The 15,635-nt window shown below is 70.2% G+C and carries 16 protein-coding genes; 7 read left to right on the top strand and 9 right to left on the bottom strand.

Annotated elements, in window-relative coordinates; translation table 11 throughout:
- Window positions 1-23: 23 nt before the first annotated feature.
- Window positions 24-605 carry a snapalysin family zinc-dependent metalloprotease gene (locus A37U_RS0119640; RefSeq protein ID WP_020498376.1) on the bottom strand — a complete coding sequence of 194 codons (582 nt, stop codon included), beginning with the start codon at window positions 603-605 and terminating at the stop codon, window positions 24-26.
- Window positions 606-797: 192 nt separating this feature from the next.
- On the opposite strand from A37U_RS0119640, the gene A37U_RS0119645 reads away from it, so the two are divergent.
- The gene (locus tag A37U_RS0119645; protein WP_020498377.1) at window positions 798-1,226 is read left to right on the top strand and encodes a phospholipase; all 429 of its coding nucleotides are present in this window, start codon (window positions 798-800) and stop codon (window positions 1,224-1,226) included.
- A 7-nt stretch (window positions 1,227-1,233) separates the two neighbouring features.
- Here A37U_RS0119645 and A37U_RS0119650 read toward each other — a convergent pair whose 3' ends face one another.
- Window positions 1,234-3,795, bottom strand: a complete 2,562-nt coding sequence (locus A37U_RS0119650; RefSeq protein ID WP_020498378.1) for a DNA translocase FtsK — start codon at window positions 3,793-3,795, stop codon at window positions 1,234-1,236.
- 189 nt (window positions 3,796-3,984) lie between these two features.
- Here A37U_RS0119650 and A37U_RS0119655 point away from each other — a divergent pair, with 189 nt between their 5' ends.
- Window positions 3,985-4,728: a lysophospholipid acyltransferase family protein gene (locus tag A37U_RS0119655; protein ID WP_020498379.1), complete on the top strand. Its 744-nt coding sequence runs from the start codon at window positions 3,985-3,987 to the stop codon at window positions 4,726-4,728.
- Window positions 4,725-5,666: an EamA family transporter gene (locus A37U_RS0119660; RefSeq protein WP_020498380.1), complete on the top strand. Its 942-nt coding sequence runs from the start codon at window positions 4,725-4,727 to the stop codon at window positions 5,664-5,666. Before A37U_RS0119655 ends, A37U_RS0119660 begins: the two co-directional genes overlap by 4 nt.
- Here A37U_RS0119660 and A37U_RS0119665 read toward each other — a convergent pair.
- From A37U_RS0119665 to A37U_RS0119675, 3 genes are read right to left on the bottom strand one after another with little or no spacing between them, the layout of a single operon-like run.
- Complete coding sequence (locus tag A37U_RS0119665; RefSeq protein WP_020498381.1) at window positions 5,663-7,363, bottom strand: ribonuclease J; 1,701 nt, start codon at window positions 7,361-7,363, stop codon at window positions 5,663-5,665. The two genes, A37U_RS0119660 and A37U_RS0119665, sit on opposite strands and share 4 nt — an antisense overlap.
- Entirely contained in the window at window positions 7,360-8,382 is a 1,023-nt protein-coding gene (gene dapA / locus A37U_RS0119670; protein ID WP_040588023.1) for a 4-hydroxy-tetrahydrodipicolinate synthase, read from the bottom strand. The genes A37U_RS0119665 and dapA overlap by 4 nt, the downstream gene beginning before the upstream one ends.
- A 17-nt stretch (window positions 8,383-8,399) precedes the next feature.
- Window positions 8,400-9,173, bottom strand: coding sequence for an NAD(P)H-dependent oxidoreductase (locus A37U_RS0119675; protein WP_020498383.1), 774 nt, complete (start codon window positions 9,171-9,173; stop codon window positions 8,400-8,402).
- A gap of 97 nt (window positions 9,174-9,270) precedes the next feature.
- Here A37U_RS0119675 and A37U_RS0119680 point away from each other — a divergent pair, with 97 nt between their 5' ends.
- Window positions 9,271-10,260 carry a GlxA family transcriptional regulator gene (locus A37U_RS0119680; protein ID WP_020498384.1) on the top strand — a complete coding sequence of 330 codons (990 nt, stop codon included), beginning with the start codon at window positions 9,271-9,273 and terminating at the stop codon, window positions 10,258-10,260.
- On the opposite strand, the gene A37U_RS0119685 is transcribed toward A37U_RS0119680, so the two are convergent.
- Genes A37U_RS0119685 through thyX form a run of 3 tightly spaced genes read right to left on the bottom strand, consistent with a single transcriptional unit; the run spans window position 10,255 to window position 12,038 of the window.
- Complete coding sequence (locus tag A37U_RS0119685; protein ID WP_020498385.1) at window positions 10,255-10,878, bottom strand: TIGR03085 family metal-binding protein; 624 nt, start codon at window positions 10,876-10,878, stop codon at window positions 10,255-10,257. The two genes, A37U_RS0119680 and A37U_RS0119685, sit on opposite strands and share 6 nt — an antisense overlap.
- Complete coding sequence (locus A37U_RS0119690; RefSeq protein WP_020498386.1) at window positions 10,868-11,272, bottom strand: ACT domain-containing protein; 405 nt, start codon at window positions 11,270-11,272, stop codon at window positions 10,868-10,870. Before A37U_RS0119690 ends, A37U_RS0119685 begins: the two co-directional genes overlap by 11 nt.
- Before the next feature lie 13 nt (window positions 11,273-11,285).
- The gene (gene thyX, locus A37U_RS0119695; RefSeq protein ID WP_020498387.1) at window positions 11,286-12,038 is read right to left on the bottom strand and encodes an FAD-dependent thymidylate synthase; all 753 of its coding nucleotides are present in this window, start codon (window positions 12,036-12,038) and stop codon (window positions 11,286-11,288) included.
- Window positions 12,039-12,185: 147 nt separating this feature from the next.
- On the opposite strand from thyX, the gene A37U_RS0119700 reads away from it, so the two are divergent.
- Complete coding sequence (locus A37U_RS0119700) at window positions 12,186-12,680, top strand: toxin-antitoxin system HicB family antitoxin (RefSeq protein WP_020498388.1); 495 nt, start codon at window positions 12,186-12,188, stop codon at window positions 12,678-12,680.
- On the top strand, window positions 12,674-13,651 hold the full coding sequence (locus tag A37U_RS0119705; protein ID WP_020498389.1) for a DUF4097 family beta strand repeat-containing protein: 978 nt from the start codon (window positions 12,674-12,676) through the stop codon (window positions 13,649-13,651). The genes A37U_RS0119700 and A37U_RS0119705 overlap by 7 nt, the downstream gene beginning before the upstream one ends.
- Before the next feature lie 97 nt (window positions 13,652-13,748).
- Here the strand turns inward: A37U_RS0119705 and A37U_RS0119710 are convergent, their stop codons facing one another.
- Window positions 13,749-14,963, bottom strand: coding sequence for a DNA glycosylase AlkZ-like family protein (locus A37U_RS0119710; protein WP_026197388.1), 1,215 nt, complete (start codon window positions 14,961-14,963; stop codon window positions 13,749-13,751).
- 49 nt (window positions 14,964-15,012) lie between these two features.
- Here A37U_RS0119710 and A37U_RS0119715 point away from each other — a divergent pair, with 49 nt between their 5' ends.
- On the top strand, window positions 15,013-15,567 hold the full coding sequence (locus tag A37U_RS0119715; protein ID WP_020498391.1) for a GNAT family N-acetyltransferase: 555 nt from the start codon (window positions 15,013-15,015) through the stop codon (window positions 15,565-15,567).
- Window positions 15,568-15,635: the final 68 nt, after the last annotated feature.

Below are 15,635 nucleotides of genomic sequence, written 5' to 3' on the forward strand. Positions count from 1 at the left end.
GCGGTCCGGGCGATGGCGCCGGGTCAGCTCGTGACCTTCTCGGCGAAGCAGTCGACGTAGGCCCCGGTGCGCGCCTGCCGGGCGATCGCCCCGCCGCCCGCGAAGTTCTGCTCCACCTGCGCGCGCTCGGCCTGGTTCGGATGCGCCACGGTGCACGAGGTCGGGGCGCTGTGCCCGGACATCAGGGTGGAGCACTGACCGTCCCGGTTGTCCGGGAGCCCCAGGATGTGCCCGATCTCGTGCGCCGCGATCCGTGTCTTGTCATAGCCCTGGTCGACGGCCTGCTTGCCGATCACGACCTTCCCGGTGCCCACCTTCTCGCCGGGATAAGTACGCGGCCAGTCGTCGTCCTCGGTGATCGTGAAGTCCGCGGCCTGACCTTGCTGCGCCGCGGCGAGCTGCACATTGTGCACGTCACCGTTCCAGTTCTGCACCGCCGCCTCGATCTCGGCCTGATAGTCCTTCGCGCCGCTCGCGTCATAGTGCAGTGTGGTCGCGGCGAGCTGGTGTGGCGAAGTCCCCGCCGCGGCCGCGATTCCCGCCCCGAACAGCGGAAGCAGCAATACGGCGGCCAGACAGCACAGCACACGGATGATCAGGCGCATGACGACTCCTCGTCTCGAGTTCTCGGCCCGCTAGCACCGTGGCACGCGCCCCGATGACCATCAACCCGTAATTAGTCGGTCGCTTGCCGTACCCACGAGGGGTCGCGCGTCCAGCCGTTCGACGGGTTCCGGGCCCGTCACCGGCCGAATAATCTCCTCCGCAATCAGCCTGATATGAGGGGATATGAGCGGATGAACACCACCGGGGTCCGGCGGGGCGCACTGAGCTCCGCCATCGTGGCGATCACCATCGCGCTCGGCGCGGGGACAGCGGGCGCCGAGAGCATCGAAAGCATCACCGACAACTACCTGTTCAGCACCTCGCCGAGCCAGTTCGAGAAAGTCCGCGACGAGAGACCGCACGCCGACAAGCTCGACTGGTCCAGCGATTCCTGCTCCTGGGCCCCGGACAAACCGGTCGGCTTCGACTTCGATCCGGCCTGTCACCGCCACGATTTCGGCTACCGGAACTACAAGAAGCAGAGCCGGTTCGACGACACCAGCAAAAAGCGCATCGACGACAACTTCTACAGCGATCTCAAGGGAATCTGCCACGGCAACGGCAGCTGCAACGCGCTCGCCTGGACTTACTACCAAGCGGTCCGCAAATTCGGCAGTTGAGCCGTGGCTATTCGCTCTCGTCGCCTCCGGCGTCCGCGTCCGGGTCACCGCCGCCGCGGATGAAGGTCAGCGTCGCCTCCAGGTCCTCCGGCTTGACGAGCACGTCGCGGGCCTTCGACCCCTCGGAGGGGCCGACGACGTTGCGTGATTCGAGCAGGTCCATGAGCCGTCCGGCCTTGGCGAAGCCGACGCGGAGTTTGCGCTGCAGCATGGATGTGGAGCCGAACTGCGAGGTGACGACGAGTTCGGTGGCCTGCAGCAGCACGTCGAGGTCGTCGCCGATGTCCTCGTCGATCTGTTTCTTCTCGGCCTTGGCCGCAGTGACGCCCTCGGTGTAGTCGGGGGTGGCCTGGTTCTTGGTGAACTCGACGACCGCGGAGATCTCGTCGTCGCCGATGAACGCGCCCTGGACCCGGATGGGCTTGCCCTCCCCCATGGGCAGGTAGAGCCCGTCGCCCATGCCGATGAGTTTCTCGGCGCCGGGCTGGTCGAGGATGACCCGGGAGTCGGTGAGCGAGGAGGTGGAGAAGGCGAGCCGGGAGGGCACGTTGGTCTTGATCAGACCGGTGACCACGTCCACCGAGGGCCGCTGGGTGGCGAGCACCAGGTGGATCCCGGCGGCCCGGGCTTTCTGCGTGATGCGCACGATCGCGTCCTCGACGTCCCGCGGCGCGGTCATCATGAGGTCGGCGAGCTCGTCGACGATCGCCATGATGTACGGGTACGGGCGGTATTCCCGCTCGCTGCCCGGTGGCGCGGTGATCTCCCCGGAGCGCACTTTTCGATTGAAGTCGTCGATGTGGCGCACCCGGCTGGCCTGCATGTCCTGGTAGCGCTGTTCCATCTCCTCGACCAGCCAGGCCAGCGCCGCCGCGGCCTTCTTGGGCTGGGTGATGATGGGCGTGATCAGGTGCGGAATGCCCTCGTACGGCGTCAGTTCGACCATCTTCGGATCGATGAGGATCATCCGCACCTCGTCCGGGGTGGCCCTGGACAGCAGCGAGACGAGCATCGAGTTGACGAAGCTGGACTTACCGGAACCGGTGGCACCGGCCACGAGCAGGTGCGGCATCTTCGTGAGGTTCGTGGTGACGAAATGGCCCTCGATGTCCTTGCCGAGCCCGATCACCATCGGGTGCTGGTCCTTGGCCGCGGTGGCCGAGGTGAGCACATCGCCAAGGCGGACCATTTCCCGGTCGCTGTTGGGCACCTCGATGCCCACGGCGGATTTGCCGGGGATCGGGGCGAGCAGCCGGACGTTCTCCGTGGCCGCGGCGTAGGCGATGTTCTTGGTGAGCGCGGTGATCTTCTCGACCTTGACCCCGGGGCCGAGCTCGACCTCGTAGCGGGTGACCGTCGGCCCGCGCACGAACCCGGTGACCTGCGCGTCGATGTTGAACTGCTCGAGTACCCCGGTGATCGCCTCGATCATCGCGTCGTTAACCGCCGAACGGCTCTTGGGTTTGTCCCCGGTGGCGAGCAAGCCAAGTGAGGGCAGCTCGTAGTCGCCTTCCACCGCGCGGATGGTCAGCTGCTCGGGAAGGGCCTCCTCCTTCGCCGGTTCGGTCGCCTTGACCTCGGCGGCCGGTTTCTTCGGCTTGGCCTTCGGCGCCGGCTCGGGTTCGGGCTCGGGTGCCGTGAGCTGTTCGGTGTCCTCGTCCTCGGCCATCCGCGCCTGGCGCCGCTTGGCCGGCCTGCGCAGTTTGACCTCGGCGTCCGCGCCGCCGAGCTCGTCGAGCACCGCGGTCTGTTCGGGATCCTCCTCGCCCCCGGGAGCGCGCCCGATGTTGCGGATGCGGTCCGGGACCTCGCGCACCGGGGTCCCGGTGAACAGCAGCACCCCGTAGGCGAGCACCAGCACCAGCAGCACGATCGTCACCCAGCTCGTCAGCCCCTGGGACAGGTAACCGCCCGCCACGTGCCCGAGCTGACCGCCCGCGTATATCCGGCCCTGGTTGCTCACCGGGGCACCGGCGAACAGGTGCAGCAGGCCGAGCAGGGCGAGCAGCACCAGCAGGGTTCCGATGACGAACCGGGGCCGTTTCTCGGGCTGTGGTTCGGTGCGCATCAGGGTCACCGCGACCACGAGCAGCGCCACCGGGACCACCACGGCGAGTGCGCCGAACACGGTGCGCACCCCGATCTCGAGGTAGGTGCCGACCGGTCCGCCCGCCCGCCACCAGACCCCGGCGGCGAGCACCACGCCGAGGGCGATGAGCGCGAGGGCGAGCCCGTCCCTGCGGTGCGCGTGCTCGAGTTCCTTGGTCTTGCCGACCGCGCGCGCGGCCTTGCCCGCCCCCTTCGCGAGCAGCCCCCAGCTCGAACGCAGCCCGCGGGAGAACGCGCCCTGGCCGGACCGCTTCCGCGGGGCCGGGCGCGAACGCGCGCTCGGCTTGGCGGTGCTCTTCGTCCCGCCGCCGCTCTTGGTCCCCCCGCTGTTCGCGCTGCCGCGCGGTTTCGCCCGGGACTTGGTCGACTTGGCCGTGCTGGTGCCCCCGCCACTGCGGGATCGGCCACTGCCCCCACGCGAGGAGGCACTGCCACGACCGGTCACGGTTTTCGACGCCATGCTTCCACGGTATCTCGTGTGTCACCCTCAACACGGCAGCCACACGCGCCACGGCCGTCACACCGCGGCCGAGAGGCGGCCCTGCCACGGGCCGGGCACCTGTGTCTGGGATGCTGCACAGTCATGGTCAGTGTTCTGAGCTCTTCGGCCAAGTCGCCGCGCCGGGTCCCGCGCACCTGGAAGACATTGATGACCATTGACCGTGCCGTGGTCGGATTGAGCGGGAAACTGCAAGTCAGCGGTGGCGTGGACGCCGGACTGCGCGACCGGGCGGTACTGCTCGCGCCGAACCACATCGGGAACTTCGACCCCTTCGTGCTGACCGCCGCCTGTCGCGAGCTCGGCCTCGCGCCTGCTTTCCTGCTCACGGCGGGCATTCTGGACACCCCGGTGGTCGGGCACGCCATGCGCGCGAGCGGGCACCTGCGGGTCGACCGCCGCAAGCAGAGCATCAAAGACGCCTTCGACGTGGCCATCGAACGGCTGCGCAGCTCCCCCGGCCCGGTGGTGTGCTACCCGGAGGGACGCATCGGACTGGATCCCGGTCTGTGGCCCGAGCGCGGGAAGACCGGTGTGGCCCGGATGGCGCTCGCCGCGGATGTCCCGGTGATCCCGGTGGCGCAGTGGGGTGCGCACGAGGCCATGATCTGGGGCTGCGACATCGTCACCTCGTTCCGCGATGTCACGCCGATCATGCGTTCCTTCGCGAGCTCGATGCTGCGCCGCCCGTCCTTCAAGGTGCACTTCGGTGCACCGGTCGATCTCGGTGGTCTGCGCGACGGTCGCGCGGGCGACGCGCGGCGGGCCCACGAGCGCATCATGCGTGCCATCGTGCGCGATCTCGTTCCGCTGCGCCAGGCGGAGATGGACGCCCCGAGGTTCCGGGACCCGAGCCGGCCGACGACGGTGGTCAGTCCCTGGCGCCCGGAGTGACCGCCGGAGCGGACCACTGGCGCGGGCTCACCCTCGCCTTCATCTCCTCGGTCAGCTTCGCGACATCCGGGCCACTGGCAACCGCTGCGGTGGACGCCGGGCTGACCGCCGCACAGACGGCGACGGTGCGTATCGGACTCGCCGCGGTGCTCGTGTTTCTCGCGGTGGCCGCGTTCCGCCCGCGTGCACTGCGGTTCACCCGCCGGGATCTGCCGGTGCTGCTCGGCTACGGACTGCTCGGCGTGGCGGGCGCGCAGCTGCTGTTCTTCCTCGCGATCGCCCGGATCCCGGTCGGCATCGCCATGCTGCTCGAATTCCTCGCCCCGCTCTATGTCGCCCTGTGGATCCGGTTCGTCCGGCGCACCGGGCTGGCGCGCACGGTATGGCTGGGCATCGGGCTCGCCCTTGTCGGCCTGGTACTCGTCGCCCAGCCCTGGCAAGGGTTCACTCTCGATCCGATCGGGGTGCTCGCGGGATTCTGTTCCGGCTTGTCCACCACCGGATACTTCCTGATCGGCGAGCACGCCGCGAACACCAAGGACCCGTTCGGGGTGCTCGCGGTCGGCCTGCTCATCGGCGCGGCGATCGTCGGCTGCACGGCGCCGCCGTGGAACCTGCCCTTCGGCCTGCTCGACAAGCCGGTCGTCCTGGGCGGCGCCCAGTTCCCGCTCTGGCCGGTGCTGCTGGCGATCGTCCTGCTCTCCACGGTGCTCGCCTATCTGGGCGGGATCTTCTCCCTGCAGCACCTGTCCCCGGCCGCGGCGAGCGCCCTCGGCCTGCTGGAACCGACGACGGCCACGGTGCTCGCGTGGTGGCTGCTCGGCCAGGCACTCTCCCCCGCCCAGGTGGCCGGCGGTCTCGTGGTACTCGGCGGTGCGGCACTGGTCCAATTCGCCACCGGGAAGCACGTGCCCCCGGAGGCGGAACCGGTCAGCTAGACCCCGATGACGGTGGGCACGATCATCGGGCGGCGGCGGTAGGTGTCGTTCACCCAGCGGCCGACGACCCGGCGCACCGCCTGCGCGATGCGGTGGGTGTCGGTGATGCCTTCGGACTCGGTGCGCGAGAGTTCCATCTCCACCAGCGGCAGCACCGCGTCGAGCGCCTTCGGATCATCGGAGAACCCGCGCCCGTTCAGCGTCGGCGGGGTCACGGCGCGCCCGGTCTGGGAGTCCACGGCCACGTTGATCGCCACGAAACCGCCTTCACCGAGCACGAGCCGGTCGGAGAGCGTGGACTCGCCGACATCACCGACCGAGAGCCCGTCCACGTAGACGTGCCCCACCGGAACGGCGCCGACGATCGTGGCGATCCCATCGACCAGGTCGACGACCACCCCGTCCTCGGCGATCACCACGCGCTCGGCCTCCACCCCGGTGCGCACGGCCAGTTCGGCGTTGGCACGCAGGTGTTTCCACTCCCCGTGCACCGGCATGACATTGGTCGGGCGCACGGCGTTGTAGAGGAACAGCAGCTCACCCGAGGAAGCGTGCCCGGAGACGTGCACCTTGGCGTTGCCCTGGTGCACCACGTGCGCACCGAGCCGCACCAGCCCGTTGACCACGGTGAACACCGCGGTCTCGTTACCGGGGATCATCGAGGAGGCGAGCAGCACGGTGTCGCCGGGCCGGATGGAGATCGAGCGGTGCTCGCCCTTGGCCATCCGGGCGAGCGCGGAAAGCGGCTCACCCTGGGATCCGGTGGACACGAAGATGGTGTCCTTGGCGGGCATGGTCAGCGCCGTGTCGATGTCCACGATCAGGCCCTCGGGAACCCGCAGCAGGCCGAGGTCCTCGGCGATGCCCATATTGCGCACCATCGAACGGCCGACGAAGGCGATCCGGCGGCCGTGCTCGGCGGCGAAGTCGAGCACCTGCTGGACCCGGTGCACGTGCGAGGCGAAACAGGCGATGATCACCCGCTGCTCGGCGCGCGCGATGACATCCCCGAGCACCGGGCCGATCTCGCGTTCCGGGGTGACGAAACCGGGCACCTCGGCGTTGGTGGAATCCACGCAGAACAGGTCGACGCCCTCGTCCCCGAGCCGGGAGAACCCGGCCAAGTCGGTGAGCCGCCCGTCCAGCGGCAGCTGGTCGAGCTTGATGTCCCCGGTGTGCAGCACGGTGCCCGCCGGGGTGCTGATCGCGACCGCGAGCCCGTCCGGGATGGAGTGGTTCACCGCGAAGAACTCGCAGCCGAACACGCCGAACTCGTGGGTCTCCCCCTCGGCGACCTGGCGCAGCACCGGTTGCTGGCGGTGTTCCCGGCATTTCGCGGACACCAGCGCGAGCGTGAACCGGGAACCGACGATCGGGATGTCCGGGCGCAGCCGCAGCAGGAACGGCACCGCGCCGATGTGGTCCTCGTGCCCGTGGGTGAGCACGATCGCCGCCACATCCTCGAGCCGGTCCTCGATGGCGCGGAAGTCCGGCAGGATCAGGTCGACCCCTGGCTGCGCGTCCTCCGGGAAGAGCACCCCGCAGTCCACGATCAGCAGCTTGCCGCCGTACTCGAAGACGGTCATGTTCCTGCCGACCTCGCCGATGCCACCGAGCGCGACGACGCGCAGCGCACCGTCGGCGAGGGCGGGCGGGGTCTTGCTCGTCAGCCCTGGCGGGTAGGCCCAGTCGTTCACCGGCGAGGTCCTGTCGAGGTGTGCGTGGTCGGGGTGACGTACGCGGCGTTGATGTCCACATTGGCGCGCACCGCGGTGGGCATGTGGCTGGCCGGAGCATCGTCCAGCGGCACACCCGCCTCGTGCAGGTCTCCCGCGATGGCCGCGTACTGCTCCTCGGTGGCCGCGGGCAACGGCAGCCGCGGGTCGCCGACCGGCTGGCCGCGCAACCGCATCGCCGTCTTGGTGAACACCACCCCGCCGACCCGGGAGAAAGCGCGCAGCACCGGCAGCAGGCCCTGGTGCACCGAACGCGCCTCGGTGACCTCGCCGGCTTCGTAGCTGTCCAGCATGGTGCGCAGCCGGTGCGCGACCACGTGCCCGATCACCGAGACGTAACCGACCGCGCCGACGCTGAGCCAGGGCAGGTTCAGCCCGTCGTCCCCGGAGTAGTAGACGAGATCGGAGTTCGCGATGACCTCGCTGCCCGCGATCAGGTCACCCTTGGCGTCCTTGACCGCGACGATGCGCGGGTGCTCGGACAGCCGCATCAGCGTGTCCACCGCGATCGGCACCACCGAGCGGGGCGGGATGTCGTAGAGCATCATCGGCAGCTCGGTGGCGTCCGCGACCGCGGTGAAGTGCTGCTGCAGCCCTGCCTGCGGCGGACGCGAGTAGTACGGGGTGACCACGAGCAGGCCGTGCGCGCCGGACTTCTCGGCCTCATGGGCCAGGTGCACGGTGTGCCTGGTGTCGTAGGTGCCGACCGAGGCGATCACCGTGGCGCGGGTTCCCACGGCCTCCACGACCGCACGCACCAGCCTGGTCTTCTCCTCATCGCTGGTGGTCGGCGACTCGCCAGTGGTCCCGTTCACCACGAGCCCGTCGTTGCCCAGCTCCACGAGCTGGTCGGCGAGCTGCTGGGCCCGGTCGAGGTCGAGTTCGCCGCGCTCGTCGAAAGGCGTGCACATCGCGGTGAGCACCCGGCCGAACGGACGTCCGGGGGACGCTGTCGGGCAAGGGGTCGGCTGTCCGGTCATAGGGCAACGGTACCGCCCTATCCGCGGGCCGCGTAGTGCGCCTGGTAACCGGTCAAACCGGGCGCCACATCGGGGCGGAGCACGAACCACTCGTCGTAGTCACCGCCGTTCTGGTGACGGAACGCGATCGGCTCCGCCGCGGGCAGCGCACGCATCCGCGCCCGCAGCCGATCCGCCTGCCGGTCGAACTCTGCCTCGCCGAGCCGGTCGGAGCCGGGCACCACGAATGGCGCGAGCGGCTGGATGCCGGTGTACCAGAACAGCCCGTGCTGCACGGGGAACAGCACATCGTCCATGTCCCCGTCGATGGCCCTCGGCCCCATCGCGCTCGCCGGAGCGCCGACGGTGACCACGACCATGCCGCGCTTTCCCGCCAGTCCACCGTCCCCGTAGCGGCGGGTGCGGCCGGTCTCCGGATCGCGCACCCGGTAGGCGTAGCCCTGGACGAACACCCGGTCCACCCAGCCCTTGAGGATCGCGGGCATGCCGAACCACCACAGCGGGTACTGCAGGATCACCGCGTCCGCGGCATCCAGTTTCTCCTGCTCGGCCCGGATGTCCGCGCGCAGGCTGCCATCCTCGCGGGCCCGCTGCGAGGCCTCGGCCACCCGCAGCCGCCCCTCGGGGTGACCGAAGTCCGCGGCACCGACGACCGGATCCCAGCCCATGGCGTACAGGTCGGAGTGCATCACCTCGTGTCCGGCCTCGGTGAGCGCTTCCACCCCGGTGTCTCGCAGCGCACCGGTCAGCGAGCGTGCCTCGGGGTGCGCGAAGACCCACAGTATCCGCATCGATCCGTTCCTCCTCCGTGTTCGGTCACCCCGAGAGTGCACTCGGCGTGATCGCCAAACGAGTGGCCGGATAGCCATCTTGTGCAAAGATCGGGACATGTCCGAGTTCACCGGAGACAGCCCGCACCGGGTCGCGGTCCTCGCCCGTCCCGGCCTGATCCCGTTCGAACTGGCCACGGCGCACCGGGTGTTCGGTCGCGCGCGGGGCGCCGCGGGAACACCGCTCTACGAGGTGCGTACCTGCGCGCGGGTTCCGGGCGGGGTGCGCACCGACGCGGACTTCGACATCACCGTCGAGCACGGGCCGGAACTGCTCGCCGAGGCGGACACCGTGGTCATCCCGGCGACCCACGAGCCGGACCGGGCCGAGACCTGCGGGCAGCTGGATCCCTGGCTCGCCGAAGCCTTCGCCCGGATCCGCCCGCACGCCCGGCTCGCCTCGGTGTGCACCGGCGCCTTCGTGCTCGCCGCGGCGGGGTTGCTGGACGGTGCGGCGGCCACCACCCACTGGATGGCCGCCGAACGGTTCCGCGCGCTCTATCCGGCCGTGCACCTGGATCCGGACGTGCTCTACACGGACAACGGCCGGGTGCTCACCTCGGCCGGGGATGCCTCGGGGATCGACCTGTGCCTGCACATGATCCGGTGCGATCACGGCACCGCGATCGCCAACGAGGTCGCCAGGGCCATTGTGATGCCACCGCATCGTGAGGGCGGACAGGCCCAGTTCATCCGCCGCCCGGCACCCGATCCGCAGCGCAGCTCCACGGTGGCGGCGCGCTCCTGGGCGCTGCGCAATCTGAACCGGCCATTGTCCCTGCGCGAGCTCGCCGACCGCGAGGCGATGAGCGTGCGCACCTTCACCAGGCGGTTCCGCGAGGAGGTCGGGCTCTCCCCGACCCGCTGGCTGCTCACCCAGCGCCTCGACCGGGCCCGCGCCCTGCTCGAGGAGACCGATCTCGCCGTGGACCGGATCGCCGCGGAATCCGGGTTCGGCACCGCCGCCTCGCTGCGCCAGCACCTGCACGCTTCGCTCGGGGTCTCACCGAGCGCCTATCGCGCCACCTTCCGCGAACCCGCGCTATAGCTTGCGTTCGCTCGAGGTCAGGGCGCGGACCAGGTCCGGATCGCCCTCGAAGTCGAGCTGGTACTGATCCCGGCCGAGCGCGAACAGCAACAGCTCACCGGGCGCCCCGTCGATCCGCACCGAGGGCGTTCCCTTGCGCGCGACGATCTCGCCGTGGCCCTCGGCGTGCATGCGCACCCCGCAGGGCGCCTTGCGCAGCGGTAGCCAGGCCATCCTGCCGACAGCGCCCCACAGCGCACGATCTCGTTCGGCATCGGCCGGGCGGGGACGCCAGCCCTGCTGGGCACGGCGCACATCCTCGTGGTGCACGAAGAACTCCGCGGTATTGGCGACCTTGCCCACCGAGGGCAGACTGGTCGGCATCCAGCGCGGCGGCCCGGTCCGGACCAGATTGACCACCTCGGGCCAGCGGGCCGCGTACTCGTTCTGCACCCGGTCCGCCCGCCCGCGCAGCGCGGGAATGAGCACCCCCGGGGCCGCGTCCGGACGGCGTTCGCGCAGCACGAGATGCCCGGCGAGATCACGGACCGCCCAGCCCTCGCACAGGGTGGGCGCGTCCGGTCCGTACTCGAGCATGAGATCGCACAGCAGCGCCCGCTCGTCGAGATCAACCCGCATCGTTTCGCTCCGTCACTTCGTGTCCGGCCGTCCGCAGCACCTCGAGCGCGCGACCGAGATCGGACTGTTTCACCAGGATATGGTCCGTGTCGTAGGTGGAGACCGCGAACAGCGAGACACCGGCCTCGGCCAGCGCGCCGGAGAGCGCGGCCATGATCCCGGTGAGGCTGAACTCGAGCGGTCCGTGCACGGTCAGCCGCCGCCAGCCGCCCGCTGTGAGCTGGGCTCCGGCCGGGGCCACCGATTCCGGGCACACGATGGAGAGCTCGTCCTCGGTCCGGGTGACCGACACCAGGCCCGCCGCGGCGAACACGCCCGCGGGCGGTTCGGCGTCCGCGGCGAGGCGGCAGACCACGTAGCTTTCCGGGTAGGCCTCGATGCTGAGCTTGCGCATCCGGGATTCCTCCTCAGCCCTCGGCGACCAGTGGACTGGACGCGACCTCGGTACCGTCGGCCAGGCTCGAGATGGTGAAATCGGCGAACACGTTCGGCGCGGCCTTCTGCAGCTGCCGCAGGCATTCCACGGCGAGCGCGCGGATCTCCACATCGGCGTGCTCGGAGGCGCGCATCGCGATGAAATGCCGCCAGGTCCGGTAGTTCCCGGTGACCACGATACGGGTCTCGGTCGCGTTCGGCAGCACCGCGCGGGCGGCCTGGCGCGCCTGCTTCTTGCGCAGTGTCGCCTTCGGCTCGTCGGCGAACCGCTTCTCCAGACCCTCCAGCAGATCCTGGTAGGCCGCGGTGCTCGCCGCCGCCGCGGCGAGGAACCGCTCGTGCAGTTCCGGATCCTCGGCGATCACGTCCGGCTCGACGAAGGCCGTGTTGCCTTCCGGGACGTAGCGCTGGGACAGCTGTGAATAGGAGAAGTGCCGGTGCCGGATCAGTTCGTGGGTCAGCGAACGGGAGATCCCGGTGATGTAGAAGGTCACCGAACCGTGCTCGAGCACCGAGAGGTGACCGACCTCGAGAATGTGGCCGATGTATCCCTCATTGGTCGCCGTCTTCGGGTTCGGCTTGCGCCAGGACTGGTAGCAGGCGCGCCCGGCGAACTCCGCGAGCGCCTCTCCCCCGTCCGCGTCGGTCGACCACGGCACATCCTCGGGCGGTGCGAACTCCGTCTTGGCAACCAGCTGAACCTTCGGCGGCACCGTCTCGGCCACGGCGGCACATCCTTCCTGTCCTGACTCCCCGGATCGTTCTCGAGGGTAGCCGGATGCACCGATGATCCCGCGTTCCCCTGACCACCACCGCAACGCTGACATCGAAGCGACATTGCACGACGTCACATTTGATGCCATCATGACGTCATGGATTTGACACCGTATCTCTCCAGCCTTCGCCAGGACCTTGCCACCGCCGCCTCGGCGGGCGACGAGGAATCCCGCAGGCACGCCCAGGCGCTCGCCGCCGCCATCGAACCGGCCGCCCGGCTCGCGTTGATGAACGCGCTCTCCGATATGGCCGCCGAAATCACCTCCAAACTGGCCGGGAACACCGTCGAGGTACGGCTGGACGGCCGGGACGTGAAGGTAGTCGTCACCGGCCACGAAAGCGAGACCGAACCCGAGCCGGAACCGGAGCCACAGCCGTTCCCTTCGGCTGACGCCACCGGTGACATCAGCCGAGTCACCGTCCGCATGATGGAGGAGCTCAAGGCCAAGGCGGAACAGGCCGCCGCCTCCCAGGGACTCTCGCTCAACTCCTTCGTCAGCCAGGCCCTGCAGGGAGCACTCTCCGGCAACAGGGCCCGCACCCCGGGCGCGAGCTCCGGAGCCGGCATGCGCGGGTGGACGCAATGGTGAGCGGTGCGGGCGGGCCGGAGGGGCCGGGACTGGACCCGACACTCGGCGATCCCGATCTCAGCGTGTATCCACGGGAGTACACCGCCGAAGGCCCGGTCACCGTGGACGTCGAGCTGCCCGCCGGACGGCTCGCGGTACGCGTAGCCGAACCGGGCAGCACCGAGGTGCGCGTCGAGATCCGCGAGTTCGGTTCCGGCGAATCCCCCGGGGCCGGGGATCCGGCGTGGTCCTTCACCGGTTCCGAGGGCCTTTCCGGGCTGTTGAATTGGGTGGGGGAACGCATCGGCGAATATGCCGCGGGGAACCTGACCGCGGTGCACGACGCGACGATCGAGTTCAGCGCGGACCGGTTGCGGGTGCGGCCGAGCAAGCAGTTGCCGATGCGGCTGATCCCGCTCGACGTGTCGATCCGGGTGCCCGCGGAATCCACCCTGCGATTGCGCAGCGGTGGCGCTTCGGTGGAGGTCAACGGGCCGCTCGGGGGCGGGGACATCCAGACCGGTTCGGGCCGGGTGAGCCTGGAATCGGTCACCGGTCCGACGGAACTGCAGGCGGGCACCGGCCAGGTGCACGTGGGCTCGGTGACCGCGCGGCTGCGGGCGCGCACCGGGGCCGGTCCGGTCGCGGTCGACGGGCTGTCCGAATCCGCAGCCATCACCACCGGCGGCGGGGATGTGACCGTGGGCAGCCTGCGCGGCGAGCTCATGGCGCGCACCGGGAACGGCGACATCACCATCCGCGAGGCGCACTCCGGTTCGGTGGAGCTCACCGCCGGTTCGGGCGAACTGCGCATCGGCGTGCCCTCCGGGGTGCTCGCCGAACTGGACCTGCAGGGGGCGTCCGGGCGAATGCGCAGCGAGCTGGACATCCAGGCACAGCGCCCGGAATCGGACGCGGCGGCCGAACCCGCGAGCACCGTGCGGTTGCGCGGCCGCACCGGCGGCGGCATCACCCTCACCAAGGCGAGTTGACCCGTCTCCGGGGAGCGGAACCGCCAGGGCAACTCGCGCAGCCGACACCGCCGCCGGACCCGCCACGCACCGCCACTCAAGCCGACAGCTCCTCCCTTCAGAGCTCGGCGCGCAGCGGGCGGGCGAGGTCCCCCTTCGCACCGACGACCACCTCGCCGAGTTCGAGCCAGTCCGCCATGGCACACAATTCCGCAGCGAGCTCGCGGACCACGTGCGCGCGGTCGACCCCGTCCTCGGCGAAGGCACCGTGCACCAGCAGGGCACCCGCGGCCCGGTCCGCCTTGAGGTCGACCCGCGCCACAAGCACGTCGTCGAGCAGGAAGGGGAACACGTAGTAGCCGTGCACCCGCTTGTGCGCGGGCGTGTAGATCTCGATGCGGTAGTGGAAATCGAACAGCCGCTCGGTGCGCTCCCGGAACCAGATCAGCGGATCGAAGGGGCACAGCAGGGCGCGCGCTCCCGTCCGGCGCGGGATCTTCCCCTCGGGCGGTTTGTACGCGGGCGCCCGCCAGCCCCGCACCTCGACCTGTTCGAGCAGCCCGTCCTCGACGAGCCCGGCCACCGCGGCCTGGCTCATCGCGGGCGGCAGGCGGTAGTAGTCGCGCAGATCGGGTTCGGTGGCCACACCGAGTGCCCCCGCGGCACGCCGCACCAGGGTGCGCGCCGCCTCGTCCTCGGGGATCTCCCGATCGAGCAGGTCCCCGGGCAGCACCCGCTCGGGCAGGTCGTAGTGCCGCTGGAAACCCACCCGGGTGCCCGTGGTCAGCTCACCGATGGCGAACAACCATTCGCAGGCGCGCTTCACCTCCGAACGTTCCCACCAGCCGCCGCGCCTGCTCGCCTCGTCCGTACGCAGTTCCAGCACCCGCTCCAGTTCGCCCGCTCCGACCGGGCCGAGCTCCGCCACGCACGCGCGCACCTTCTCCGCCAGTTCCGGTGCGACGGCGTGCGCGGGCCAGCGCCCACGATTGGCCGCGAACTGCCGCATCCGCCAGCGGAACAGCGGCCAGTCCCCGACCGGCAGCAGGCTCGCCTCGTGCGCCCAGTACTCCACGAGCAGCCGCGGCGAACGGGCGCGGTGCTGCCAGGCGGCCTCGTCGAGCAGCCGCGCCGGATAGGGCCCGATCCGGGAGAACAACGGCATGTAGTGCGCGCGCACGGCCACGTTCACCGAGTCCAGTTGCAGCAGCCGGATCCGGTCCAGGACCTTGCCGAGATGTCTGCGGTTCGGTGTTCCCGAGGGCCGGGGCTCGGTGAGCCCCGTCGCGGCGAGTGCGGCCCGGCGGGCGGCGGCAGCGGTCAACGTCGTCACGGCGGTCATGTTGCCAGCCGCCACCGACAGAACCGATAGGGTCACCGCCATGGCGGAGGCAGTGGTGCGCGAGGCGAGCGGTGCGGACGCGCGGGCCATCGCCGGGATACAGGCGCGCACCTGGCGTTATGCCTATGCGGATCTGCTGCCCGCCGAGGCGCTCGCCGAACTCGAACCGGAGCACATCGAGGGGCGCTGGAGCGAGGTGATCGCCGCGGAGACCGACACCCTCCTCGCGCTCGAGGGCACCGAACCGGTCGGCTGCTGCGTCTGCGGAGCGGCCCCGCACGCGGAACTGCTCGGGGTGGGCGGCGAACTGCCCGGGGATGCCGGGACCGTGGGACTGATCGGCACCCTGTTCGTGGAGCCGCGCTGGGGGCGGCGTGGACACGGCGGGCGGCTGCTGGCCACCGCGGCCGGGCGGCTGCGTGCCCGCGGCTTCACGCGCGGGATCACCTGGATTCCCGAGGCCGACCACGCCGCGCTGTCCTTCTACGAACGCGCGGGATGGCGGGCGGACGGCCTGGTGCGGACCCTGGACACCGGCGGCGGGCAGGTGCGCGAGGCACGGCTGACCGGAACCCTCGATCTGCATCTCGAGTAAGCGCACCTTTGAGTAGGGGTTTCCCCATGGCGATATCGGGGATCAACCCCACCGCGCCGGGCGGTCCG

It is taken from the genome of Sciscionella marina DSM 45152, assembly GCF_000379465.1.
Classification (GTDB): domain Bacteria; phylum Actinomycetota; class Actinomycetes; order Mycobacteriales; family Pseudonocardiaceae; genus Sciscionella; species Sciscionella marina.

Bases quoted from the DNA above. Each gene is read 5' to 3' on its own strand.
- A37U_RS0119655 (WP_020498379.1), top strand. From the start codon at position 3,985: ATGACCATTGACCGTGCCGTGGTCGGATTGAGCGGGAAACTGCAAGTC.
- A37U_RS0119675 (WP_020498383.1), bottom strand. From the start codon at position 9,173: ATGCGGATACTGTGGGTCTTCGCGCACCCCGAGGCACGCTCGCTGACC.
- A37U_RS0119700 (WP_020498388.1), top strand. From the start codon at position 12,186: ATGGATTTGACACCGTATCTCTCCAGCCTTCGCCAGGACCTTGCCACC.
- A37U_RS0119715 (WP_020498391.1), top strand. From the start codon at position 15,013: ATGGCGGAGGCAGTGGTGCGCGAGGCGAGCGGTGCGGACGCGCGGGCC.
- A37U_RS0119680 (WP_020498384.1), top strand. From the start codon at position 9,271: ATGTCCGAGTTCACCGGAGACAGCCCGCACCGGGTCGCGGTCCTCGCC.
- A37U_RS0119640 (WP_020498376.1), bottom strand. From the start codon at position 605: ATGCGCCTGATCATCCGTGTGCTGTGCTGTCTGGCCGCCGTATTGCTG.
- A37U_RS0119645 (WP_020498377.1), top strand. From the start codon at position 798: ATGAACACCACCGGGGTCCGGCGGGGCGCACTGAGCTCCGCCATCGTG.
- A37U_RS0119705 (WP_020498389.1), top strand. From the start codon at position 12,674: ATGGTGAGCGGTGCGGGCGGGCCGGAGGGGCCGGGACTGGACCCGACA.
- A37U_RS0119685 (WP_020498385.1), bottom strand. From the start codon at position 10,878: ATGCGGGTTGATCTCGACGAGCGGGCGCTGCTGTGCGATCTCATGCTC.
- A37U_RS0119690 (WP_020498386.1), bottom strand. From the start codon at position 11,272: ATGCGCAAGCTCAGCATCGAGGCCTACCCGGAAAGCTACGTGGTCTGC.
- A37U_RS0119650 (WP_020498378.1), bottom strand. From the start codon at position 3,795: ATGGCGTCGAAAACCGTGACCGGTCGTGGCAGTGCCTCCTCGCGTGGG.
- dapA (WP_040588023.1), bottom strand. From the start codon at position 8,382: ATGACCGGACAGCCGACCCCTTGCCCGACAGCGTCCCCCGGACGTCCG.